Source organism: Acidimangrovimonas pyrenivorans (genome assembly GCF_042643245.1).
GTDB lineage: Bacteria > Pseudomonadota > Alphaproteobacteria > Rhodobacterales > Rhodobacteraceae > Acidimangrovimonas > Acidimangrovimonas pyrenivorans.
Window position 1 is genome coordinate 874,962 of record NZ_JBHRSK010000004.1, and the last position, 21,558, is coordinate 896,519.

25 protein-coding genes are annotated in these 21,558 nt (G+C 70.2%); 4 read left to right on the forward strand and 21 right to left on the reverse strand.

All coding sequences use genetic code 11. The features are described 5' to 3' along the window. Nucleotides 1-6: 6 nt before the first annotated feature. The 20 genes from ACFOES_RS07070 to fabD form a co-directional block, all read right to left on the reverse strand. A complete protein-coding gene (locus ACFOES_RS07070; protein WP_377832497.1) occupies nt 7-333 on the reverse strand; it encodes a DUF7742 family protein in 327 nt (108 codons plus the stop codon). Beyond that, the gene (locus ACFOES_RS07075) at nt 333-4,220 is read right to left on the reverse strand and encodes a baseplate multidomain protein megatron (RefSeq protein ID WP_377832498.1); all 3,888 of its coding nucleotides are present in this window, start codon (nt 4,218-4,220) and stop codon (nt 333-335) included. Before ACFOES_RS07075 ends, ACFOES_RS07070 begins: the two co-directional genes overlap by 1 nt. Beyond that, a complete protein-coding gene (locus ACFOES_RS07080; RefSeq protein ID WP_377832499.1) occupies nt 4,220-4,660 on the reverse strand; it encodes an NlpC/P60 family protein in 441 nt (146 codons plus the stop codon). Before ACFOES_RS07080 ends, ACFOES_RS07075 begins: the two co-directional genes overlap by 1 nt. Then, a complete protein-coding gene (locus ACFOES_RS07085) occupies nt 4,657-5,538 on the reverse strand; it encodes a DUF2163 domain-containing protein (protein WP_377832500.1) in 882 nt (293 codons plus the stop codon). Before ACFOES_RS07085 ends, ACFOES_RS07080 begins: the two co-directional genes overlap by 4 nt. Continuing rightward, a complete protein-coding gene (locus ACFOES_RS07090) occupies nt 5,535-6,167 on the reverse strand; it encodes a phage distal tail protein, Rcc01695 family (protein WP_377832501.1) in 633 nt (210 codons plus the stop codon). The genes ACFOES_RS07085 and ACFOES_RS07090 overlap by 4 nt, the downstream gene beginning before the upstream one ends. Nucleotides 6,168-6,174: 7 nt before the next feature. Continuing rightward, entirely contained in the window at nt 6,175-6,828 is a 654-nt protein-coding gene (locus tag ACFOES_RS07095; protein ID WP_377832503.1) for a phage tail tape measure protein, read from the reverse strand. Further along, nucleotides 6,812-7,048 (reverse strand): rcc01693 family protein, encoded by a 237-nt coding sequence (locus tag ACFOES_RS07100; RefSeq protein WP_377832504.1) that lies wholly within the window; start codon nt 7,046-7,048, stop codon nt 6,812-6,814. Before ACFOES_RS07100 ends, ACFOES_RS07095 begins: the two co-directional genes overlap by 17 nt. Then, nucleotides 7,045-7,368, reverse strand: a complete 324-nt coding sequence (locus ACFOES_RS07105) for a gene transfer agent family protein (RefSeq protein ID WP_377832506.1) — start codon at nt 7,366-7,368, stop codon at nt 7,045-7,047. Before ACFOES_RS07105 ends, ACFOES_RS07100 begins: the two co-directional genes overlap by 4 nt. A gap of 8 nt (nt 7,369-7,376) precedes the next feature. Beyond that, on the reverse strand, nt 7,377-7,790 hold the full coding sequence (locus ACFOES_RS07110) for a phage major tail protein, TP901-1 family (protein ID WP_377832507.1): 414 nt from the start codon (nt 7,788-7,790) through the stop codon (nt 7,377-7,379). Between the two features lie 234 nt (nt 7,791-8,024). Then, on the reverse strand, nt 8,025-8,432 hold the full coding sequence (locus ACFOES_RS07115; RefSeq protein ID WP_377832508.1) for a DUF3168 domain-containing protein: 408 nt from the start codon (nt 8,430-8,432) through the stop codon (nt 8,025-8,027). Beyond that, a complete protein-coding gene (locus ACFOES_RS07120; protein ID WP_377832509.1) occupies nt 8,429-8,767 on the reverse strand; it encodes a head-tail adaptor protein in 339 nt (112 codons plus the stop codon). Before ACFOES_RS07120 ends, ACFOES_RS07115 begins: the two co-directional genes overlap by 4 nt. Beyond that, a complete protein-coding gene (locus tag ACFOES_RS07125; RefSeq protein WP_377832510.1) occupies nt 8,764-9,360 on the reverse strand; it encodes a head-tail connector protein in 597 nt (198 codons plus the stop codon). Before ACFOES_RS07125 ends, ACFOES_RS07120 begins: the two co-directional genes overlap by 4 nt. Nucleotides 9,361-9,498: 138 nt before the next feature. Continuing rightward, nucleotides 9,499-10,761: a phage major capsid protein gene (locus ACFOES_RS07130; protein WP_377832511.1), complete on the reverse strand. Its 1,263-nt coding sequence runs from the start codon at nt 10,759-10,761 to the stop codon at nt 9,499-9,501. A gap of 196 nt (nt 10,762-10,957) precedes the next feature. Continuing rightward, complete coding sequence (locus tag ACFOES_RS07135; protein ID WP_377832512.1) at nt 10,958-12,328, reverse strand: DNA-packaging protein; 1,371 nt, start codon at nt 12,326-12,328, stop codon at nt 10,958-10,960. Next, nucleotides 12,252-12,575 carry a hypothetical protein gene (locus ACFOES_RS07140; RefSeq protein WP_377832513.1) on the reverse strand — a complete coding sequence of 108 codons (324 nt, stop codon included), beginning with the start codon at nt 12,573-12,575 and terminating at the stop codon, nt 12,252-12,254. Before ACFOES_RS07140 ends, ACFOES_RS07135 begins: the two co-directional genes overlap by 77 nt. 228 nt (nt 12,576-12,803) lie before the next feature. After that, on the reverse strand, nt 12,804-13,979 hold the full coding sequence (mltG, locus tag ACFOES_RS07145; RefSeq protein ID WP_377832514.1) for an endolytic transglycosylase MltG: 1,176 nt from the start codon (nt 13,977-13,979) through the stop codon (nt 12,804-12,806). Continuing rightward, nucleotides 13,979-15,241 (reverse strand): beta-ketoacyl-ACP synthase II, encoded by a 1,263-nt coding sequence (fabF, locus tag ACFOES_RS07150; RefSeq protein ID WP_377832515.1) that lies wholly within the window; start codon nt 15,239-15,241, stop codon nt 13,979-13,981. Before fabF ends, mltG begins: the two co-directional genes overlap by 1 nt. Before the next feature lie 337 nt (nt 15,242-15,578). Beyond that, the gene (locus ACFOES_RS07155) at nt 15,579-15,812 is read right to left on the reverse strand and encodes an acyl carrier protein (protein ID WP_377832516.1); all 234 of its coding nucleotides are present in this window, start codon (nt 15,810-15,812) and stop codon (nt 15,579-15,581) included. Nucleotides 15,813-15,997: 185 nt separating this feature from the next. Continuing rightward, nucleotides 15,998-16,735 (reverse strand): 3-oxoacyl-ACP reductase FabG, encoded by a 738-nt coding sequence (fabG, locus tag ACFOES_RS07160; protein ID WP_377832517.1) that lies wholly within the window; start codon nt 16,733-16,735, stop codon nt 15,998-16,000. Nucleotides 16,736-16,842: 107 nt separating this feature from the next. Continuing rightward, nucleotides 16,843-17,775: an ACP S-malonyltransferase gene (gene fabD / locus ACFOES_RS07165; RefSeq protein WP_377832518.1), complete on the reverse strand. Its 933-nt coding sequence runs from the start codon at nt 17,773-17,775 to the stop codon at nt 16,843-16,845. Nucleotides 17,776-18,051: 276 nt separating this feature from the next. Here fabD and rpsF point away from each other — a divergent pair, with 276 nt between their 5' ends. The 4 genes from rpsF to ACFOES_RS07185 all read left to right on the forward strand — a co-directional run bounded on the left by rpsF (nt 18,052) and on the right by ACFOES_RS07185 (nt 20,027). Next, complete coding sequence (gene rpsF / locus ACFOES_RS07170; RefSeq protein WP_377832519.1) at nt 18,052-18,402, forward strand: 30S ribosomal protein S6; 351 nt, start codon at nt 18,052-18,054, stop codon at nt 18,400-18,402. Nucleotides 18,403-18,428: 26 nt separating this feature from the next. After that, a complete protein-coding gene (gene rpsR, locus ACFOES_RS07175) occupies nt 18,429-18,656 on the forward strand; it encodes a 30S ribosomal protein S18 (protein WP_035843054.1) in 228 nt (75 codons plus the stop codon). Nucleotides 18,657-18,668: 12 nt separating this feature from the next. After that, the gene (rplI, locus tag ACFOES_RS07180; RefSeq protein WP_377832520.1) at nt 18,669-19,256 is read left to right on the forward strand and encodes a 50S ribosomal protein L9; all 588 of its coding nucleotides are present in this window, start codon (nt 18,669-18,671) and stop codon (nt 19,254-19,256) included. A 249-nt stretch (nt 19,257-19,505) separates the two neighbouring features. Continuing rightward, nucleotides 19,506-20,027 (forward strand): hydrolase, encoded by a 522-nt coding sequence (locus tag ACFOES_RS07185; protein WP_377832521.1) that lies wholly within the window; start codon nt 19,506-19,508, stop codon nt 20,025-20,027. Between the two features lie 176 nt (nt 20,028-20,203). Here ACFOES_RS07185 and tig read toward each other — a convergent pair whose 3' ends face one another. Further along, nucleotides 20,204-21,538, reverse strand: coding sequence for a trigger factor (gene tig, locus ACFOES_RS07190; protein WP_377832522.1), 1,335 nt, complete (start codon nt 21,536-21,538; stop codon nt 20,204-20,206). Between the last annotated feature and the right edge of the window lie 20 nt (nt 21,539-21,558).

Genomic DNA, 21,558 nt, shown 5'->3' on the forward strand with positions numbered 1-21,558 from the left:
CCTGGTTCACGAATAAAGACCCCCACTGCACATTTTGTGATCGTTGTCGTGGCGCGCCCGCCGCGCCCTGAGCGCCGCGATCACCCGGCCCAGCGCGTCCAGATAGGCCGGATCGCTCAGGAACGGCTCGCCGCCCGGGCGGTGGCGCAGGGCCGCCGCCATCAGGCTGCCATTGCCGTAGTCCGGATGCGGTCGCCCCAGCCGCTTGCGGTAGCGGTCGGCCAGGTCCGCCTCTTCCAAGAGCCGCCGCAACGCCCCGTCGCGCTCGGCCTCGGGCAGCGCCCGCAGCACCAGCGCCGCCGCTACCAGGTCGCCCGGCAGGACCTGCCGCATCAGGCGACGGCAAGCGCGGCGAACAGCCCGGGCCCGAAGCTGTCCGAGACCTGCGCCACCCGGATCTCGTAGGGCGCCACCACCCCGTCCGCCGCCTGCGCCGCCGCCGGGTAGCTCCAGGCCGGCGCCGAGACCTCCTCCTCGCGCACCACCCCGCCGCCAGAGACCACCCGCACCAGATAGGCCTCGCGCGCCTCGCCCAGCGGCACCTCGACCGATTGCCAGCTGTCGCCGTCGATCCGCGTCCGCCTGATCCAGCTCACCGCCAGCGCCCCGTCCGCCGCCACATCCGCCGCCAGGTGACAGGGCGCATAGGGCCTGAGCCCGATCCCCTCGAACGCCTCGACCAGATGGACATAGCTCGGATCGTCATAGGCCCGCCCCGCCGGCCCGATCCGGTAATGCCGCGCCAGCCCACGGGCCGAGGCCGCCAGCGCGATCTGCCGCGGCGCCCCGTCCAGCGCCACGAACAGGCTGCCCTCGGGCCAGACATCCGGCATCAGCCCATCGCTGCCCGCCTGCCCGCGCAGCCGCAAGCTCAGGTCATAGGTATCCGGCGCCACCAGCACCGCCCCGGCGAACTGGATCACCTCCCAGTTTCCCGAAGACCCGTCCCCGATCGCCACCGCATTGGCGCCGTTCAGCACCTCCGCCTGCGACACCGAGGCCAGCGTGCCGCCATAGACCTTGACCCGCAGCGCCGGCCCCCGGTCCCACAGCCCCGGCGCCGCCCGCAGCAGCGCCGTCTGCGTTAGCCCGATCACCGCCCCCGCCGGCAGCAGCGTATTGAGGGCGTAGCCGGCATCCTGCGTCGAGGAATAGACCGCGACGGAGCCCGGCCAGGGCGTCGCCGTCGCCGCGACATGGGGAGCATAGGGCACCTCGTCGCCCCTCAGCAGCGGCAGGTCGAGGAACTGCGGAAAGACCGGCACCGGCGCGACGAAGGCGCGCGGCACCGCGCGCTCCTCGACCGCGTCGCTGGGCTGGTAGGGGCCGGGCTCGACCCGCACCGCCTCGATGCTCTGTGCCCCGGCCTGCTCGACCCGGTCGATGCGATAGCTCTCGCCCGCCAGCGCCACCACGTCGCCCGCCCCCAGCGCCAGTTCCGACGGCGGCAGCGCGAACCGCGCCGTATCCCGCGCCACCCGCGATTCAGCCAGCCAGCGTTCGACCGCCTTGCGCCCTTCGGCCAGGGTCAGCACCAGCGGCAGCTCGGATTGCGAGGCCGGCTGCACCGGATCGCCCGGGAACACCGTCTCGGCCGCCCGGGTCCGGTATTCCCCCTCCGCCTCGACGAAGTTGAGCCGCACCCGCCCGGCCACCTCGGCGGCCGCCGCCCGGACCGTCTGCAACGCGCTGTCGGCGCCAGCCTCCAGCACCAGCCGCCCCACATCCACCGCGGCATCGGCATAGCCATCCCGGCCCTGGAAGCGCAGCACCCCCTCGCGCTCGACCGCGTCGATGCCATAGGTCAGCATCAGCGGCTGCAGCGCCGCCCGCGCCTCCTCGACCCGGTCGATAGCATAGCCCCGCACCACCCCGAACAGTCGCGACAGGTCGAGGCTTTCCACCCCCGACCGGCCGCAAATCTCCGCCACCACGCGGGCCAGGTCCTGCGCCGTCGCCCGCCCGGTGATCCAGTGGCCATGGGCATAGTTGTCGCCATCGGTCCACAGGGTGCTGTTGTTCGGGAAGAACGGAAACGGCCGCGCATCCCAGGCCCAGACATGGGCCCGGGCGATATCCACCATCGGCGCGCCATAGACCTCCGAAACGGGATTGTTCGCCCCGTCCCGCCAGTAGGAGATCAGCGCCCGCAGGTATTGCCGCTGGATCATGTCGTCCCGCGTGCCGAGCGAGAAATACGGCAGAGCCGATTCCGACGACTTGGGATCGAGGAACACGTTCGGCTGGTTGGTCCCCTTGTCGATCGCCGGGCAGCCGATCTCGGTAAAGACGATCGGCTTCGCCTGCGGCACCCAGCCGGTCGCCGCCACCTGCCGCACCCCGCCGATCCGCTCGTGATGGGTATTCTCCCACCAGCCGCGAATGTCCTTGACCCGGTAGACCCAGGGCTCGCCATGGGCCCCGTCGGTGATCGGCGTGCGCCGCTGCAATTCCGCCGCCGCCTCGGTCTGGTAATACCAGTCGTAATCCTTGCCGCCCGCCACGTTGGCGCGCAGGTAATCGAGGTTGTAGATCGCCCCCCAGGACGCATCGGCGTGGCTGTTGCCGTCGCGCCAGTCCGACAGCGGCATGTAATTGTCGATGCCGATGAAATCGACATTGTCGTCGGCCCAGAGCGCATCCAGCGGGAACAGCAGATCGCCGCCGGGATGCTGATAGGCGCCGTATTCCGACCAGTCCGCCGCATAGCTGATCCGGGTATCCGCCCCGAGAATGCCCCGCACCTCCGCCGCCAGCGCCCGCAAGGCCGCCACCGCCGGGTAGCCGCTCGCCCCCCGGATCCGCGTCAGACCGCGCATCTCGGAGCCGACGCAGAACGCATCGACGCCGCCCGCCAGCGCCGCCAGATGGGCGCAGTGGAGGATGAAGCGGCGATAGCTCCATTCGTCCGGCCCGGCGTAGCTGATGACACCATCGACGACCGAGAAATCCGCCGCCGCCGCCGTGCCGAAGAACGCCGCGACCTCCGCCTCCGCCGCCGCCGTCCCGTCCGTCGAGCCGTCCCGCCCCGGCGCCACATCCAGCGTGATCCGCCCCCGCCACGGCAGCGCCGGCTGCTCGGCCCCGCCATAGGGATCGGCCAGCCCGTTCCCCGCCAGCTGCTCCATCAGCAGGAAGGGATAGAACATCACCTCCTGCCCGGCCGCCTTCAGCGCCTGGATTGCCTCGACCACCGATGCGTCCGCCGGCGTCCCGCCATAGACCGGCCGGCCATCGACCTGTGCCACCGCCTGCGCCTCCGCCCGGGTAATGCCTCCCGAGCGCCAGGCCATGCCGACACCCTCGCGCGCCGCCTCGACCTGCGGCCGCACCGAACAGGAACCGCAACGCAGATCGTCGCCGAACCACGACACCACCAGCGAGACCGAGCGGCAGGCGGGCAGCTCTGCTGTCAGCATCTCCAGCGAGGTCGCGAAATCCGTCTTGCCGCTGGGCGAGTTGATATTGGCCGAGATATTCACCCCCGGCCCGTCCGAGAAATGCACCGGCGTGGTCGCCAGCGCGTATTCCCCGGTCCCGGGGATCAGCGCCACCGCCTGCACCGCCTCGATCAGCTCCGGCGTCTCGTCCACCCGCGGCCCCTGCGCCGGCCGCAGTACCTCGAACGAGAACTGCGGCACCCGGTTGCCATAGGGCGCCAGCCCCAGGTCCTCGAAGACGACATAGGCGATGCCGCGATAGGCCGGCGCCATGCCGGCGCCCTCGACCGCCTCGATCTTCGGGTCCGGCAATTGCTCCTCGCTGCCGGTATAGACCCGCATCGGCAGGTCGTCGCGCGCCACCTCGACCCCGTCGGCCCAGACCCGGCCGACCCGCAATATCTCGCCCTCGCACAGCGCGATCGCCAGGCTCACCGAATAGGAATACGCGGTCACGGTTGGCCGCGGCGCCCCCTTGCCGCCGCCGCTGACCGTCTTGGTCTCGGCAAAGCGCGTCGCCCAGATCACCTGCCCGCCGACCCGCACCGCGCCATAGACCTGCCCGACCGCCACTCCCTCGCTGGCCCCGGTCAGGTGGAAGCGGTCGATCCGACCGCTCTCGACCCGCTCCGAGCCCAGCCCGAGCAGCCGCTGGTCGATGCTCTGCCCCAGCACCGCCCCGACGGCCCGGCCGATCACCGCGCCCGACAGCCCCAGCACCGTGCCGCCGAACCCCGCCCCAATCGACGCCCCGACCGCCGAGAGCACAATCGTCGCCATCAGGCGCCTCCTTCCGGAAATTGAAACCGCGCCACGATCCGGCGCCGCCAGGGCGTGGTCAAAGCACTCTCGACCACCCCGTGCCCGCCATAGGCGTGAACGAAGCTCGGTGCGGCCCCGACCGCCCCGGCGATGCCCAGATGCTTGGCGATGCTCCCCGCCCGCATCCGGAACAGCAGCACGTCCCCCGGCGCCGCCGCCGCGCTGCGCACCAGCCAGCGCCCCGCCGCCTCGAGCAGCAGCTCGCGCCCCTCCGGCTCGGCCCAGTCGGCCGTGTAGGGCGGCACCGCCACCGGCTCCGCCCCGTAAAGCTCCAGCCACACCCCGCGCAGAAGCCCGAGACAATCGCAGCCCGCGCCCTTGGCCGAGCCCTGGTGCCGATACGGCGTCCCGATCCAGCCCCTTGCCAGAGCGACCGCCCGATCCCCGGTTCCGCTCATGCCAGCTTGCCGCCGTCATTGACCCCGTCGCGCGATGGATAGGTGGTGATCCAATCCTCGCCAGGAATCTGAGGAAAGCCACGAAAATTATTGAAGTTGTTGAACTTCAACCGGCAGGTATCCGCCCGCTTGTCGCACCCCGTCTCCAGCCGCACCCTGTCCCCCGGCGTCACCGCCCCGCCCACTGCCTGCCACAACTCCACCACCCGTTCGGTGCCGCTCAGCCGGTCGTCCTTGATCACCTGCACCAGCCCCGCGGCCGCTCCGCTCAGCACCGTCAGCCTGCCGCGCTCGAACCAGCGGTCGTCGAAGCCGGTGAAATCGGCGAAACGGAACACCCGCCCGTCCTCGACCTCCTCGACCACCCGCTCGCTGGAATACCCCGGCGCCGTCAGGTCGACGCGGCAGAAGGCATCCCCCAGCACCGCCGAGCAGGTCGGGGCATAGATCCGCCCCTGCAACTGGTTCAGCGCCTCGGTCAACCCGCGCAGCTCGGCAGTGAAGGCGCCCCCCACCCGCGTCATCTCGCCCAGCGCGCCGCGGAACTGCAGCACCCGCTGCGCCGGATCGGCCCAGTTGACCAGCCAGACGCGCAGCTCGGCGCCGTCGAAGCGCCCAGCCAGGATATCCGCCTCGGTCAGTGCCGCGTCGCTCAGCGCCCCCACCGCCTCCGAGTTGTCGACCGCCAGGCCCGAACCCTGCTGCAACGCCCTCGCCGTCATCCCGCTCCCGGCCCGGAACACGATGCCCTCGAAGCCCAGGTCGACGTCGTGATCGGTGAAGCCGAACACCGTCCCGTCGCGCCGCACCAGCGCCCAGGCCCGGCAGACCGTCGTCGCCCCGCTGGCAAGATGCGCATGGAGATCCGCCGCACTCATAGCCGCACCTCGATCACCGGCACATGCGGCAGGTCTCCGGCCTGGAAACTCGCCACCGAGACCTCGATCCGGTCACTGTCGAAGCGCACCGGCACGTCGAACTCGTAGCCCGCCGTCACCTGGGTCCCGACATCGGGCGGGTTGGCAAACGTCACGTTCCCGGTTGTCGTATCGACGGTGAAATCGAGCGTCTCGACCAGCTGCTTGCCCTGCACCCCGGCCCGGACCGTCCCCGCCACCGGCTTGGCGATCGGCCGCGCATAGCCCTGCCCGCCGGAGCGATAGGTCTTGAGCAGCTGAAACACCCGGGTCTCGCCATCGCCGATGCCGATCACCTGGTCCTCGAACCCCACCTCCTGCGAGGCCCGGCACGACCGGTAGTCGGCCCAGTCCTTCCAGCGAAACCCGTTCAGCTGCCCGCGCCGCGCCTCGAAGAAGGCCAGCAGCGCCTCGACATCGTCGAGCGAGCGCAGCCCGACCCCGGCATCGTAGCGCCGCCGCGCGTGCGCCCAGGGCGTGTTGCGCTCCTCGTAGCCGTTCGCCAGCGTCACGATCTCGGTCCGCCGCTCCGGCCCGCCGACCGAGCCGAAGCTCAGATTCGCCGGAAACCGCACCTCGTCGAAAGCCATGCTCACCTCACCGATTGCGTTGCCCCTGGGCGATCGCCCGGCCCAATTGCGCCGCGATCTGCCCCTGGCTGCGTTGGAAGCCCTGCACGTCCGGCGTGGTGACGTTCATCACCACGGTGACCGGCCGGCCACCGCCCTGCGCCTGCACCCCCAGCCGCCCGTCCGGCCCCCGGGTCAGCGGCATGATCGCCTCCGGCCCGGCCTCGCCCATCAGCCCGCGCCCGCCACGCATCGGGAACAGCACCGGGCTGCTGACGATGCCGCCGCGGGCGAAGGGCATCACCCGGCCCTGGGCGAAGCTGCCGCCCTTCTCGAACGGCAAGGCCGCGCTCATCACCGCCTGCAGCCCGCTGGCGATGGCGCCGCCGACGGCGTTCTGCACCGGCCGCATCGCGATCGCGTAGACCGAGTCGGTGATCGTCCTGCCGACCCCCTTGAGCGCGTCCGACAGCTTCATCCCGTCGAAGACCAGCCCGTCGAAGCTCCGCCGCAGCCCGTAACCGATGCCGCGCGACAGGCTGTCGACCTCGCGGCCGGTGAAGACCAGGCTGTCGCGCAGCCGCCCCAGCTCGCCATCGAAGGCCGCCAGCATGTCCGACGAGCCCGCCAGGCTCGCATCCAGCGCATCGATCTGCGCGGCGTAGTCAGTCGCCGTCGCCATCCGTCCCTCCTTTCGCCCCACCCGGGGCCCTATCCGGAAACTCCCGCGCCAGCGCCTCGAGCCCGGCCCGGCCCAGCGGCGCCGCCGCCTCCGCCCCCAGCATCAGCCGCAGTTCGCCCGGGGTCAGCCGCCAGAACGCCTCGGGCGTCAGCCCCAGCCCGCCCAGCGCGCGCCGGCTCAGCCCGGCCCGCATCAGCCCGGGCCAGTCGAAGCCGCTCATCGCGCCCCCGGCGCCGGCGCGAAGGCCCGGGCCAGCAGTTCCGCAGCCACCCGCGCCGCCTCCACCGGCCCGCCCTCGATCTCGGCGCTGCGCAACTCCTCCGCCGTGCCGGCCCAGCCGCCGCCGCGCAGCCCGGCGACGACCAGCGCCAGCACGTCCCGCGTCCGATAGCGCCCGGCCTCGAAGCGTTCGACCAACGCGACCAGCGTGTCGGCCTCCAGCGCCGCCTCCAGCTCGGCCAGCGCCCCCAGCGTCAGCTTGCAGACCCGGCGCTCGCCATCCAGCACCAGCGCCACCTCGCCCGCCCACGGGTTCGCCATCCCCGCCCTCACAGCGCCGTAAAGGTCAGCGCCCCGGCCGAGGCCAGCGACAGCTCGTAGGTCGCCTCGCCGTCATGGTTGCCGGCATAATCGACGCCGGTGATCTGGAACGGCCCCTCGACCGTGCCGAAACCGGGAATGATGACCTGGAAGGCCGGCGTCTCGCCGTCGAAGGAGATCTGCCGCGCCCGCTCGTCGGTCGTTGCGTCCTTGAACACGCCCGAACCCGAGATCGAGGCCGATTTCACCCCTGCCCCCGACAGCAGCTCGCGCCAGCCGCCCTGGCTTTCCAGGCTGGTGACATCCACCGTCTCGGCATTGAAGCTCAGCCGCGAGGCGCGCAGCCCCGCGACGGTCTCGAACTGGCCGCCGCCGGTCATGTCGAGCTTGATGAGAAGATCCTTGCCGTTCTGGGCACTCATCGCCGTATCTCCAAACTAGGATTGGCGCCCGGGCTGGGCACCGTTGATTGCGTGGGGACGCACCTGTCGGGCAACCGTCGACGCTCGCCGTAGTACCGCCACAGATCAACTGTCTTGCGGGGCGTCAGCCCCGGATCGCGCCCGACCCGCCCCCATGGGCGGGCGCGATGCGCCCACCCTCGGGCCGGACGCAATCCTCTCCTCCTTGGCTCACCCCTTTGCGCTAAGCACCACCTAGCCCTCGACCCGCGCCCGGAAGGTCAGGTCGATCTGCCGCCTTGTCCCGTCCTCGATCCGCTTCGCCACCGCCTTCTGAAAACCGATGCCGACCAGCGTGCCGCGCGTCAGGGTCAGCGTCGCATCGACCAGCGCGTCCGACACCGCCGCTGCCGCCGCCTTCGCCGCCGCGAACCCCGCCGCCTCGGACACGACCGAGACCACCAGCCGGTGCTCGGCCCCGTCGCCGGTCGCGTCGGAGCGGTCGCGCACCTGCTCCTCGCCGAGCACGACATAGGTCGGCGGCTTGTCCCCCGGCGGCACCGCGTCATAGACGCCGGTGCCAACCAGCGCCGCCAATGCCGCATCCCCCGCCAGATGCTGATAGACTGCCGCCTGCAGCGCCGCCGCCACGCCATAGCTCATGCCGCCGCCTCCTCATGGGCGAAACAGGTCAGGAAATGCCCTGCCGCGTCGCGCTCCGTGACGGCCACGATCCGGAACAGCCGTGTGCCCTCGCGCAGCCGCTGATCCGGCCGCGGCCGCGACGGCGCCCCCGGCGCCGCCGCCCGCACCGTGATCCGGTAGGGCACGTCCGACACCGAGGCCGGCCCGACCGCCCGCTCGCGCCCGGTCCGCGCCACCACCTCGGCCCAGAGCACGCCCAGCGCGGCCCAGCTCTCGCCATAGCCACCGGCCCCGTCCGGCTGCCGGCTCAACTCCTCCAGCGCCATCCGCCGGGTCAGCCGCAGCGGTCTCATGCCCCGCCTCCCAGCACCCGCACCGTGCGCCAGCGCTCGATCAGCGCCATCACCCCGAAGGGCATCGCGGCGCGTGGGCCGCCCGCGTCGTGGCGCTGCTCGTAATATTCCGCCGCCAGCAGCAGCACCGCCTGGCGCAGGTCGGCCGGCAGGTCGGTCCAGTCCGGTCCGAACCCGGCCTCGAAACCGATCTCCGCCGCCCCCTCGGTCGGGATCTCCGGCAGCACCAGCCCGGTCGCCGCGATCCGCGGCCGCTGCATGTCCTCGATCAGCCGGTAGCGATCCGCCGCCACCGTCGTCCGGGTTCCGTCTGCCGCCACCAGCACCAGCGACAGGATCGCCGAGATCGGCGCCACTGGCAGCGCCTGATCCGCCGCGTCGCGCCAGGCCGCCAGCCGCCACAGGAACTGCCGCGCCAGCAGCGCCTTGCCGATCCGGCCCTCGATCGCCGCCAGCGCCGCGCGCAGGTAACTCTCGGCCAGGCCGTCCTGCATCGCGTCATCGGCGAAACCGGTGCCCAGCCGCAGGTGGTCCTTGAACTCCGCCACCGGCAGCGCCGTCGCCGGCACCGCGGTCTGTTCCGTCAGCATCATCGCCACTCTCCGCACTCACTCCCCTCAGAAAGTCGGACGCGCCCCGCCGCGCCGCACGGACGGAGGGAGACAACAGCCCGGCCCGGATAGCCGGGGCGCGCCCGGACCGGCCGGTCACCCGGCCGGCCGTTCACCGCCTCACGAGACGGCGAATTTCAGCAGCTTGATCGCGGCGAAATCGCTGACATCGCCGCCGACGCGCTTGGTGGCGTAGAACAGCACATGCGGCTTGGCCGAGAACGGATCGCGCAGCACCCGCAGGTCGGGCCGCTCGGCGATGGTGTAGCCGGCATGGAAGTCGCCGAAGGCCAGCGCGTAGCTGCCCGAGGCGATATCCGGCATGTCCTCGGCGATCAGCACCGGATAACCCATCAGCCGCGCCGGCTCGCCCGCCGCCAGCCCGTCGGCCCACAGGAAGCGGCCGTCGGCATCCTTCATCTTGCGCACCGCGCCGGCGGTCTTGGAGTTCATCACGAAGCTCGCGTTGGCCCGGTACTCCGCCGCCAGCGCATAGACCAGGTCGACGATCGCGTCCGAGGCCCCGGTAGCGGCGAAATCGCCGTCCGCCCCGGTCGCGACATAGCCCAGGTTGCCCCAGCTCCAGCTGTCCTCGGCGACCGCCGGATGGCTCAGGAAGCCGGTCGGCTTGTCGACCCCGTCGCCGGCGATGAAAGCCATCGCCTCGGCGCGGGCGAACTTGTCGGCGATCCGCCCCGCCAGCCAGCCCTCGATATCGAAGGCGCTGTCGTCCAGCAGCCGCTGGCTCGCCTTCGGCATCGCGCTCAACTCGTTCAGCGGGATCGAGATGCGCTCGATCAGCGGCGTGTCGGTCTCGGCGATCGGCCCGGCCTCGGTCGCCCAGCCCGAGCCGACATCGGTATGGTCGATCAGCACGTCGAAGCTGGTCGCCTCGACCGTCACCACATTGGCGATCGCCCGGATCGACGCCGTCGTGCTCAGCACCGAGCGGATGCTCGCCGCGGTCTCGGGATCGACCAGGTAGCCGCCCTCGGCCGCCACCGCCTCGACATAGGTGCTGCCGGTCAGCAACAGCTGGCCGTAGAGCGCCTCGAACAGCTCGGCCCGCCCCTGCGCCGGGTTCGGCCGCCGCAGCAGGTCGATGACGGGATGGCTCTCGTAGCGCCGCTCCCGGTCCTGGTAGACCAGCGGCAACGCCGCCGCCGCCTCGGCGATCAGCTTGACCGCCCGGAAGCCGACCGGATTGCCCTGGAACCCCTGCCGGATCATCGAGCCGCTGTCGCGCGGGCTCCAGCTCACCCGGCCCGAGCCGGCCCAGGCCACCACCGGCCCGCCCCCGGACATCCCAGCCGACGCCTTCCGCTCGGGCGCCTTCCGCTCGGGCGCCCGCTCCGCGCCGCGTCGCATGAACCGAAATACCATCGCCCTCTCCTCATCCACCACCGAAAAGGCCGCCGCCCGCAAGCCGCCGCCCCCGTCCTCGTCCATTCCGAAATCCGCCGCACCCGGTCCGAAACGCCCCCGGTTTGAGCCGCCCGGGCTTTCATCTTCAGGCAAATATCCTGGGGGGAGCGCGCAGCGCGGGGGGCAACGCCCCCTTCCGCCCGCGCCGCCCGCGCTACAGCCCCCGCACCCGCGGCCGCCTCCAGCCCTGCGCCGGCACGATCATCAGGTCGGTCAGCGCCCAGACCAGCGCATCCACCCGGTCCGGGCTGCCCGACCCCAGGAATCCCTGCGCCGTCATCTGCGCCATCTGGTCCTCCAGCGCCCCCAGCCCGCGCAGATGCGCCACCCGGCCCTGCTCGTAGACCGCCGCCACCGGCTCGGCCCGTGCCGCCTTGCCGCGCGCCGCCCGCACCGCGCGATAGGGCACCAGCGGATCGACCTGCCGGATCACGCTCTCGACCAGATCGCCGCCCTGGTTGACCTCGGCCACCAGCCGCTCGGCCCCGTGCCGCTCCATCGCCGCGATCGCCGCCCGCGCCCAGCCATCGGGCGAGGCCGCCGCGACGCTGGCATCCTCCAGCACATAGGCGCGCCAGTCCTGCGGCGGCCCCTCCATCACCACCCCGGCGACGACGATGCCGCAAGCGTCCGAACCGCCATGCCCCGTCACCGGCGGATCGACCGCGACGACGACGCGCCCCAGCGCCGGCGCCTGCTCGACCCGCGCCGCCTCCAGCGCCGCCGCGCTCCACAGCGCGCCCTCGGCTTCCTCCAGCAGCTCGCCATCGAGTTCCTGCCGCCCCAGCCGGGTGCCGCGGTAGCGCGCCCGCACCTCCTCGAGGAACGAGCTCGCCAGATAGGCCCGGTTGGCCTCGGTCGGCGCGTGGGTGATCACCGTCGACGGGTTCTTGACGATCGCCTTCAGCACGCCGACGTTGCGCGGCGTCGTCGTCACCACCTGGCGCGGGCTGTCCCCCAGCCGCAGCGCGAATTGCAGCATGTCCCAGGCCTCCTCGGCCCGCTTCCACTTCGCCAGCTCATCGACCCAGGCGGCATCGAATTGCGGCCCCCGCAGGCTCTCCGGCTCATGGGCCGAGAAGATCTGCGCCACCGCCCCGTTGGGCCAGACCAGCCGCTTGCGCGTCGCCTCCCAGGCCGGCCGCCGGTCCGGCGGCGAACAGGCCAGCAACCCGCTCTCGCCGAACACCATCACCTCGCGCGCCTGCTCGATCGTCTCGCCGACCAGCGCGACACGGCTGGCCAGGCCCGGATCGCACGGCCGTGCCCCCTCGACCTGGGCCCGTACCCATTCCGCCCCGGCCCTTGTCTTGCCGGCGCCGCGCCCGCCCATGATCACCCAGCTGCGCCAGGCGCCCTCGGGCGGCAGCTGATGCGGCAGCGCCCAGAACTCGAACAGCCACGGCAGCGCCAGCAGCGCGCCGTCGCTCAGCCCTCCGATGAAATCGTCAACCTGCTCCGGCGTCGCGGAGGCGAGCCAGGCGGCGCCCGATCTCAACTCGGGCGGCGTCGAAATCGAGGGCATGGTCGTGGACGATGCCCGCTTCTTCCTTGCGAAGTTTCTCAATGATCGCCCTTTCGGTCAGCACCGCCTGCAGCGCCTGGCGAAGCTCGCGGGCATAGGCCGGCGCCTTCTTCGCCTCCGCCGTCTCGCCGTTCTCCAGCTCGCGGATCAGCAGCGAGAAGACCTCGGCGGCCGTGGTGTAGAGAAGCGAGGCCTCCGAAACCAATGGCTTCGGGGCCTCACCCTCGTCAGGGGTGTGTATCGTCATATGGTCGTGAACCTGCCTCTCGCGAAGCTTTGCGGCAAGGCGGGCGGCGGCGCGCCGGGCGAAACCTCAGCCGGGACGCGGCCAACAAAAAAGCGGCGCCGGGCATCCCCGGGGCCGCTTGCCCACCTTTCCTATCATGGCATTGCTTATACCTGGGAGCGTGCGCCGAGTCAAGCCCTAAATCTCAGGTTGCACCCGGCGCTCGCCAGCGAAGCCCCGGCGGACGGCTCAGTTGCCCGAGCCGTCCTGTTCCTGCTTGCGGCGCTCGGCCTCGATCTTGCGCCAGTTCGCGACGTTGCGGTTATGCTCGGCCAGCGTCGACGAAAAGGCATGGCCACCGCTGCCATCGGCGACGAAATACAGGTAATCCGTCTGCGCCGGATGCAGCGCCGCCTTGATCGCGTCGCGGCCGGGGTTGCAGATCGGCGTCGGCGGCAGCCCGTCGATGACATAGGTGTTGTAGGGCGTCTTGCGGCGCAGCTCGCTCTGCCGCAGCCCGCGCCCCAGCGCCCCCTTGCCCTTGGTGATGCCGTAGATCACCGCCGGATCGGTCTGCAACCGGATCCCCTTGTCGAGCCGGTTGACGAAGACCGAGGCGACCTCGGCCCGCTCGCCCGGCACGCCGGTCTCCTTCTCGACCAGCGAGGCCATGACCAGCGCCTCTTCCGGCGTCTTGTAGGGCAGTCCCTCGGCCCGGTTGGCCCATTGCTCGTCCAGCACCGTGGCCCGGCGCTGGCGCATCTCGGCGATCAGCGCCTCCCGCCCGGAGCCCTTGGTCACCTCGTAGCTGTCGGGCAGCAGGCTGCCCTCGGCCGGCACGTCGGCCAGCTTGCCGTCCAGGAAATCGGCCCGCTTGAGCGCGTCGACCACCTGCCAGCTGGTCACCCCCTCGGCCAGCGTCACCCGGAACCTCGTGCCCGGCTCGGCCTCGACCTTGGCGTATTCCGTCGGCGCCCGCGCCGCCGCCGGATCGAAGCTCAGCATCTCCTCGTAGCGCCCGGTCTTGGGATCGAGATCGCGCACCACCAATTCGCTCGACAGCACGCCGATGCGATAGTTGACCTCGGTGCCGCAGGTGCTCTGCCCGCCCCGGGTCGCGATCCCCAGGATCTGCTCCATCGAGGCACCGGCCGGCACCAGGTAGGAGCCGAACTTGAGCTCCGTGCTCTTGCCGCTATAGCGCGCGCCGATGCGGAAGATCGGGCCGTAGCTGATCGCCTGCTGCTCTTCCAGCGTCTTGCTCAGCGACGCCACCGTCGCCCCCTTCTCGACCCGCAGGCAGATCGGCTCGGCCAGCGGGCCGGGACCGACATACTGGTTGCGGCCCCAGGCCAGGATCCCGGCGGCGACGGCCAGCAGAACGACGAACAGCGTCAGTGCGTTCGAGGCGATCGAGCGCCACATCAGTCGGCCACCCTCCCGAGCACGAGCGAGGCATTGGTGCCGCCGAAGCCGAAGGAATTCGACAACGCGACATTGATCTCGCGCTTGCGCGCCGCGTTGGCGGCAAGGTCGAGACGCGGCTCGACCGCCGGGTTGTCGAGGTTGATCGTCGGCGGCGCCACCTGGTCGCGCAGCGCCAGCACGCAGAAGATCGCCTCGACGGCCCCGGCCGCGCCCAGCAGGTGGCCGGTCGACGACTTGGTCGAGGACATCGTCGCCTTGTCGGCGGCATCGCCCATCAGCCGCTCGACCGCCGCCAGCTCGATCGTGTCGGCCATCGTGCTGGTGCCGTGGGCGTTGATGTAATCGACATCGGCCGGCGCAATCCCGGCCCGGTTCAGCGCCGCCTGCATCGCCCGGTAGCCGCCGTCGCCATCCTCGCTCGGCGCGGTGATGTGATAGGCATCGCCCGACAGGCCGTAGCCCAGCACCTCGGCATAGATCTTGGCGCCGCGCGCCTTGGCGTGCTCGTATTCCTCGAGCACGACGACGCCCGCGCCTTCGCCCATGACGAAGCCGTCGCGGTCGCAATCCCAGGGCCGGCTCGCACATTGCGGATCGTTGCCGCGCTTGGTCGACAGCGCCTTGCAGGCGTTGAAGCCGGCGATGCCGATCTCGGAAATCGGGCTCTCGGCGCCGCCGGCGATCATCACGTCGGCATCGCCCCACTGGATCAGCCGCGCCGCGTCGCCGATGGCATGTGCGCCGGTCGAGCAGGCGGTGACGACGGCATGGTTCGGCCCCTTGAAGCCGAAGCGGATCGAGACCTGGCCCGAGACCAGGTTGATCAACGCGCCGGGGATGAAGAACGGCGACACCCGCCGCGGCCCGCGTTCCTTCAGCACCACGGCGGTCTCGGCGATCGAGGTCAGCCCGCCGATGCCCGAGCCGATCATCACGCCGGTGCGCAGCTTCTCGGCTTCCGCCGGGTCTTCCCAGCCGGCATCGCGCACCGCCTGGGTCGCCGCCGCCATGCCGTAAAGGATGAAATCGTCGACCTTGCGCCGTTCCTTCGGCTCCATCCAGTCGTCGGGATTGAAGGTGCCGTCGCTGCCGTCGCCCTGCGGGATCTCGCAGGCATAGGTCGTCGCCAGGTGCCCCGCGTCGAAGCGCGAGATCGTGCCCGCCCCCGACTTGCCGGCCAGCAGGCGGCTCCAGGTCTCTTCCACACCGCAGGCCAGCGGCGAGACCATCCCCAACCCCGTGACAACCACTCGACGCATCTGCCATCCCCTATCTTTGCGCAGCATCCCGGCACAGATACACGCGCCCGCCCGCCCGCGCAACGCATTGGGCGGGCCGGCGGCAGCGAGATGCCGGCGCGACCGCCCTGCGTTCAAGCGGGCGCTGCCCCCGGCGGCCCTCGGACAGCCTCCCCCGGGGATATTTCGAAGCGGAAAGGGATCAGATGCGGCGCGGCCGCAGACCGTCGGGGCCCGTGCCGGCAACGGCGTGGTCCAGCCGTTCACTCCTGATCCCGGCAATGTCCATGCCGCTCACACCAAAACAAAACGGCGCCCCGCGAGGGACGCCGTTTCAAAAATCCGCAGCGGCCTGAAATCAGGCGGCTTCCGTGATGAACTTCACCGCATCGCCGAAGGTCTGGATGGTCTCGGCCGCGTCATCCGGGATCTCGATGCCGAACTCTTCCTCGAAGGCCATCACCAGCTCGACGGTGTCGAGGCTGTCCGCGCCCAGGTCGTCGATGAACGAGGCGTTTTCGGTCACCTTGTCCTCTTCCACGCCCAGATGCTCGACGACGATCTTCTTCACGCGGTTCGCGATGTCGCTCATGTCATTTCCTCATAGAGTTTCGGGAGGTATCCCGTTTCTTGCTGTCCCGTGCTCATCCGAGCGGCTCGTTGCCCGCTTGCGCAGGGCGCTGCCCTCCGGTGCGAACACCCTCGGGCGAAATCTGCGCCGCCTATAGCATAGTCTCGGCGCGACGCAAACGCTTTCGGAACATGGCCGGCACGCGCTCAGATCATGGCCATGCCGCCGTTCACATGCAAGGTCGCGCCAGTGACGTAACCGGCCTCGGCGCTGGAAAGATACAGCACCGCCGAGGCGATTTCATCCGCCGCCCCCATCCGCCCGGCGGGAATCTGGGTCAGGATCTTCGCCTTCTGATCGTCGTTGAGTTTCCCGGTCATCGCCGTCTCGATGAAGCCCGGCGCGACGCAGTTGACGGTGATTCCGCGACTCGCCACTTCGTAGGCGAGGCTCTTCGACATCCCGACCATGCCCGCCTTGGCGGCGGCATAGTTGCCCTGGCCCGGATTGCCGGTGGCGCCGACCACCGAGGAGATATTCACGATCCGGCCCCAGCGCGCCTTCATCATCCCGCGCAGCACGCCGCGGCACAGCCGGAAGGTCGAAGTGAGGTTGACGTCGAGCACCGACTGCCACTCCTCGTCCGACATCCGCATGAACAGGTTGTCGCGGGTGATGCCGGCATTGTTGACCAGGATATCGACCGAGCCCATCGCCGCCGCCGCCTGCTTGGGCAGCGCCTCGACCGCATCCGGCTCCGACAGGTTGCAGGCCAGCACATGGGCCCGCTCGCCCAGCTCGCCCGCCAGTTCCTCGAGCGGCGCCACCCGGGTGCCCGACAGACCGACCGTCGCCCCCTGCGCGTGCAGCGCCCTGGCGATCGCGCCGCCGATGCCGCCCGAAGCGCCGGTCACCAGCGCCGCTTTTCCCGTCAGATCGAACATCATCCACTCCTCGGGACGGTCTCCCCGCCCCTCATTCTTTCTGCTTGCAAATATCCTCCGGGGGTCCGGGGGTGGAAACCCCCGGCGCGCCCCCAGGCACAAACCTCTCAGCCGGCGACCGCCGCCGCCACGTCCTCGGGCGTGCTCACCGGCCGCGTCGCGATCTCGCGCGCGATCCGCCGGATCATGCCCGACAGCGCCTTGCCGGCCCCGATCTCCCAGATCTCGGTCACCCCGGCGCCGGCCATCCAAGCGACGCTCTCGCGCCAGCGCACCGAGCCGGTGACCTGCGCCACCAGCAGATCGCGGATCAGCGCCGGGTTGCTCACCGCCTCGGCGCGGACATTGGCGACCAGCGGCACCTTCGGCGCCTCGATCACCACCCCGGCCAGCGCCTCCGACATCACCGCCGCCGCCGGCTGCATCAGCGCGCAATGGAACGGCGCGCTGACCGGCAGCAGCACCGCCCGCTTGGCGCCCCTGGCCTTGGCGATCTCGACCGCGCGCTCGACCGCGCCCTTGTGGCCGGAAATGACCACCTGCGCCGGGTCGTTGTCATTCGCCGCCTGGCAGACCTCGCCCTGCGCCGCCTCGGCCGCAACTTCCGACGCCGCCTCGAAATCCAGCCCCAGCAGCGCCGCCATGGCGCCGACGCCGACCGGCACCGCCTCCTGCATCGCCCGGCCGCGCGTGCGCAGCAGCCGCGCCGTGTCGGCCAGGCTCAGCGCCCCGGCGGCACAGAGCGCCGAATACTCGCCCAGCGAATGCCCGGCGACGAAAGCGGCGCTCTCGATGCCGACGCCCTCGGCCTCCAGCGCCCGGAGCGCGGCGATCGAGGTCGCCATCAGCGCCGGCTGCGCATTGGCGGTCAGGGTCAGTTCCTCGATCGGCCCGTCCCAGATCAGCGCGCTCAGCTTCTCCCCCAGCGCCTCGTCGACCTCGTCGAAGACGGCGCGCGCGGCCGGATAGGCCTCGGCCAGCGCCTTGCCCATGCCGACGGTCTGCGCCCCCTGGCCCGGAAAAACGAATGCCCGGCTCATGTTCCCTCCATCTCAAGTCGCCCCGCCATACAGCGCCCCGCCCCGCCGCGCAACATCGCCCCTCTTCCACAGCCTTTCATCTTCATCCAGATATCCCGGGGGCGGCGCCGCAGGCGACGGGGGCAGCGCCCCCTTCTTCCCTTGCATCCCGCGCCCGCGCATGTATAAGGCGCCATCCTTCCGCAAGACCACGAAACCGGCGCAGCCTCTCGTGAGCGGGCCGCGGAAGGCTCACTGCCCGTTCTATGAAATGCGCATCGCAGAAATGGAGTTCGCATGCCGCTTTACGAGCATGTCCTCATCGCGCGTCAGGACCTGTCCAACGCGCAGGCCGAAGGCCTCGTCGAACATTTCTCCACGGTTCTGGCTGACAACGGCGGCAAGGTCGTCGACAGCGAGTACTGGGGCGTCAAGACGATGGCCTACAAGATCAACAAGAACCGCAAGGGCCATTACGCCTTCCTTCGCACCGACGCCCCGGCGCCGGCCGTGCAGGAGATGGAGCGTCTGGCGCGGCTGCATGACGACGTCATGCGCGTGCTGACCATCAAGGTCGACGAGCATGCCGAAGGCCCGTCGGTCCAGATGCAGAAGCGCGACGACCGCGAGCGCGGCCCGCGTCGCTGATCGAGGCAGAGGAAAGGACATAACCCATGGCCAACAAACCGTTTTTCCGCCGTCGCAAGGTCTGCCCCTTCTCGGGCGACAACGCGCCGAAGATCGACTACAAGGACGTCCGTCTGCTGCAGCGTTACATCTCCGAGCGCGGCAAGATCGTGCCGTCGCGCATCACCGCCGTGTCGGCCAAGAAGCAGCGTGAACTGGCCCGTGCCATCAAGCGCGCCCGCTTCCTGGCGCTGCTGCCCTACGCCGTGAAATAAGGGGGAAGACCGATGCAAGTCATTCTTCTTGAACGCGTGGCCAAGCTGGGCCAGATGGGCGACGTCGTCGCCGTCAAGGACGGCTACGCCCGCAACTTCCTGCTGCCGCAGGGCAAGGCGCTGCGCGCCACCGACGGCAACATCAAGGGCTTCGAGGACCGCAAGGCCCAGCTCGAAGCCCAGAACCTCGAGACCCGCAAGGAAGCCGAGGCGCTGTCGGAGAAACTCGACGGCCAGAGCTTCGTCGTGATTCGCTCGGCCTCGGATTCGGGCGCGCTCTACGGCTCGGTCACCCCCCGCGACGCCGCCGATGCGGCGACCGAGGGCGGCTTCACTGTCGACCGGCGCCAGATCGTGCTCGACCGTCCGATCAAGGAACTCGGCCTGCACGACGTGACCGTGGTCCTGCACCCGGAAGTGTCGGCCAAGATCTCGCTCAACGTCGCCCGCTCGCCCGAAGAGGCCGAGCTGCAGGCCTCGGGCAAGTCGATCCAGGAACTGGCGGCCGAAGCCGAGGCCGAAGCGGAATTCGAGATCGCCGAGCTGTTCGACGATATCGGCTCCGCCGGCCAGGACGAGGAAGGCGCGAGCGAAGAGTAATCTTCCCGCAACTGCTGGAATACGAAACCGCGCCGGTCCCCCGGCGCGGTTTTTCATTCGGAGGTGCCACGACCTCCTGCCGATCGGCGTCGAGCCCGTTGCGATCGTTCCCGGCAGACCCGGCGGGAGCAGGGCGAACGGAGGGGGCTCGGCAGGAACGACGGCGCCTCTCCCGCCTTGACCCCGATCAAGGCACCCCCTTCCCCGCTCTGGCACCCTCTCTGCATCCCCAGGGCAAGGAATGGTCCGATGCAGGAGAACCGTCTGCCGCATTACGACATGAGCGTGAACACCACCGGCTGCTGCCCGCGCTTCGATCCCGCGGGCTGGGACGGCCAGGTGCTGCATTTCAACGACAAGCCCTTCCTCCGCGCCACCACCCGCAGCGAGAACCACGTGCCGCAGGACATGGCCGAGGTCTTTTCCCGGGTGAACGCCCACATGCAGCAGGCCGGCGCCTTCGACCCGGATAATTTCATCGTCCTCAGCCACGATCCCTCGGCCGAGACCGGCGAGCATTTCTTCGCCGTCAGCAAGCCGGTGCCGGACGAGGAGATGGTCGAGCTGTCGGGCGATTTCGTCACCAGGGTCTTCGACGGCCCCTACCAGGACGGCCCGCGCTGGCAGGCCGAGATGGAGGCGGTGGTCCGTGCCCGCGGGGCCGAGCCCGACCGGATTTTCTTCTTCTACACCACCTGCCCGAAATGCGCCGCGGCCTATGGCCACAACTACGTCGTCGGCGTCGCCGAAATCCCGGCCCAGGCGGGCTGAAGCCGGGGCTTCCCTCCGGCGGCCCCGGCGCATAGCGCCGCCGCCGGGTAGCGCCGCCCGGCCCGGGGTTCACCGCCGCCAAGCTCCACGGACATCGAAAAGCGACCGCCCCGCTGATGCGCCAATGAAAAGGCCGCCCCCCGAAGGAGCGGCCTCAATCTCGCGGCGCGTCGGCCTCACTCTTCGTCGAGCGCCTCGACGGCCTTCTGCAGCTCGTCCTTGCCGACTTCCTTCTCGGTGACCTTGGCGTTCTCGACGATGTGGTCGACCACCTTGTCCTCGAAGATCGGCGCGCGCAGCTGCTGCTGCACTTCCTGGTTCTTCTGCACGAACTCGAAGAAGGCGCGCTCCTGGCCCGGGTATTGCCGCGCCTGGTTCATCACCGCCTGGGTCATTTCCTGGTCGGTGACGTCGATCTCGTGCTTGCGGCCCAGTTCGGCCAGCAGCAGGCCGAGGCGGACGCGGCGGTTGGCCAGCTTCTTGTGCTCGTCGGTGACCTCGATCTCGCCGTGGTTGTGGCCATGCTCCTCCGGGTGCTCGTCATGCCACAGCTGGTGCGCGATCTGGTTGGCCTCGGCCTCGACCAGGCTCGGCGGCAGTTCGAACTCCACCAGCTTGTCGAGCTGGTCGAGCAGCGCCCGCTTCATCACCGCCCGCGCGGCGCCCTTGTATTCCTCTTCCAGCCGCTCGGCGATCTGGGCCTTCAGCGCGGCAAGGTCCTCGGCGCCGTATTTCTTGGCCAGCTCGTCGTCGATCTCGGCCGGCTTCGGCGCCTTCACCGCCTTCACGGTGCAGGCGAAGACGGCATCCTTGCCGGCCAGGTGGGCCGCGCCGTATTCCGCCGGGAAGGTCACCTTCACCTCGACTTCTTCGTCGGCCTTGGCGCCGACCAGCTGATCCTCGAAGCCCGGGATGAAGCTGTTCGAGCCCAGCACCAGCGGGTAATCCTCGGCCGAACCGCCCTCGAACTCCTCGCCGTCGACCGAGCCCTTGAAGTCGATCACGACCTGGTCGCCTTCCTTGGCCTTCGAGCCCTTGCGGCGGTCGGCGAAGTTCTCGGCCGATTCCGCGAGGTTCTTCAGCGCCTCTTCGACGGCCTCGTCATCGGCCTTGACCACCAGCCGCTCGAGCTCGACCTTCGAAGCATCGAGCTCCGGGATCTCCGGCAGCGCCTCGTAGCTCATGTCGACGACGACGTCCTTGCCTTCCGACCAGTTCTCGCCGTCCTGCATCTGGACGTCGGGCTGCATCGCCGGCCGGTCGCCGGTGGCTTCGAAGTGGTCGCGCATCGCGTTGTCGATCGCATCCTGCATCGCGTCGCCCAGCAGGCGCTGGCCGAACTGCTTGCGCAGGATCGCCAGCGGCACCTTGCCCTTGCGGAAGCCCTTCATCTCGATCTCGGGCTGCGCCTCGACCAGCTTTTCCTGCACCTTGGCATCCAGCTCGGCCGCCGTCACCGTGATGGTGTAGCCGCGCTTGAGGCCTTCCTTTTGGGTCTCGGTGACCTGCATCTTATCGTCCTTCTTTCCTC

Bases quoted from the DNA above. Each gene is read 5' to 3' on its own strand.
- ACFOES_RS07070 (WP_377832497.1), bottom strand. From the start codon at position 333: ATGCGGCAGGTCCTGCCGGGCGACCTGGTAGCGGCGGCGCTGGTGCTG.
- ACFOES_RS07075 (WP_377832498.1), bottom strand. From the start codon at position 4,220: ATGGCGACGATTGTGCTCTCGGCGGTCGGGGCGTCGATTGGGGCGGGG.
- ACFOES_RS07080 (WP_377832499.1), bottom strand. From the start codon at position 4,660: ATGAGCGGAACCGGGGATCGGGCGGTCGCTCTGGCAAGGGGCTGGATC.
- ACFOES_RS07085 (WP_377832500.1), bottom strand. From the start codon at position 5,538: ATGAGTGCGGCGGATCTCCATGCGCATCTTGCCAGCGGGGCGACGACG.
- ACFOES_RS07090 (WP_377832501.1), bottom strand. From the start codon at position 6,167: ATGGCTTTCGACGAGGTGCGGTTTCCGGCGAATCTGAGCTTCGGCTCG.
- ACFOES_RS07095 (WP_377832503.1), bottom strand. From the start codon at position 6,828: ATGGCGACGGCGACTGACTACGCCGCGCAGATCGATGCGCTGGATGCG.
- ACFOES_RS07100 (WP_377832504.1), bottom strand. From the start codon at position 7,048: ATGAGCGGCTTCGACTGGCCCGGGCTGATGCGGGCCGGGCTGAGCCGG.
- ACFOES_RS07105 (WP_377832506.1), bottom strand. From the start codon at position 7,368: ATGGCGAACCCGTGGGCGGGCGAGGTGGCGCTGGTGCTGGATGGCGAG.
- ACFOES_RS07110 (WP_377832507.1), bottom strand. From the start codon at position 7,790: ATGAGTGCCCAGAACGGCAAGGATCTTCTCATCAAGCTCGACATGACC.
- ACFOES_RS07115 (WP_377832508.1), bottom strand. From the start codon at position 8,432: ATGAGCTATGGCGTGGCGGCGGCGCTGCAGGCGGCAGTCTATCAGCAT.
- ACFOES_RS07120 (WP_377832509.1), bottom strand. From the start codon at position 8,767: ATGAGACCGCTGCGGCTGACCCGGCGGATGGCGCTGGAGGAGTTGAGC.
- ACFOES_RS07125 (WP_377832510.1), bottom strand. From the start codon at position 9,360: ATGATGCTGACGGAACAGACCGCGGTGCCGGCGACGGCGCTGCCGGTG.
- ACFOES_RS07130 (WP_377832511.1), bottom strand. From the start codon at position 10,761: ATGGTATTTCGGTTCATGCGACGCGGCGCGGAGCGGGCGCCCGAGCGG.
- ACFOES_RS07135 (WP_377832512.1), bottom strand. From the start codon at position 12,328: ATGCCCTCGATTTCGACGCCGCCCGAGTTGAGATCGGGCGCCGCCTGG.
- ACFOES_RS07140 (WP_377832513.1), bottom strand. From the start codon at position 12,575: ATGACGATACACACCCCTGACGAGGGTGAGGCCCCGAAGCCATTGGTT.
- mltG (WP_377832514.1), bottom strand. From the start codon at position 13,979: ATGTGGCGCTCGATCGCCTCGAACGCACTGACGCTGTTCGTCGTTCTG.
- fabF (WP_377832515.1), bottom strand. From the start codon at position 15,241: ATGCGTCGAGTGGTTGTCACGGGGTTGGGGATGGTCTCGCCGCTGGCC.
- ACFOES_RS07155 (WP_377832516.1), bottom strand. From the start codon at position 15,812: ATGAGCGACATCGCGAACCGCGTGAAGAAGATCGTCGTCGAGCATCTG.
- fabG (WP_377832517.1), bottom strand. From the start codon at position 16,735: ATGTTCGATCTGACGGGAAAAGCGGCGCTGGTGACCGGCGCTTCGGGC.
- fabD (WP_377832518.1), bottom strand. From the start codon at position 17,775: ATGAGCCGGGCATTCGTTTTTCCGGGCCAGGGGGCGCAGACCGTCGGC.
- rpsF (WP_377832519.1), top strand. From the start codon at position 18,052: ATGCCGCTTTACGAGCATGTCCTCATCGCGCGTCAGGACCTGTCCAAC.
- rpsR (WP_035843054.1), top strand. From the start codon at position 18,429: ATGGCCAACAAACCGTTTTTCCGCCGTCGCAAGGTCTGCCCCTTCTCG.
- rplI (WP_377832520.1), top strand. From the start codon at position 18,669: ATGCAAGTCATTCTTCTTGAACGCGTGGCCAAGCTGGGCCAGATGGGC.
- ACFOES_RS07185 (WP_377832521.1), top strand. From the start codon at position 19,506: ATGCAGGAGAACCGTCTGCCGCATTACGACATGAGCGTGAACACCACC.
- tig (WP_377832522.1), bottom strand. From the start codon at position 21,538: ATGCAGGTCACCGAGACCCAAAAGGAAGGCCTCAAGCGCGGCTACACC.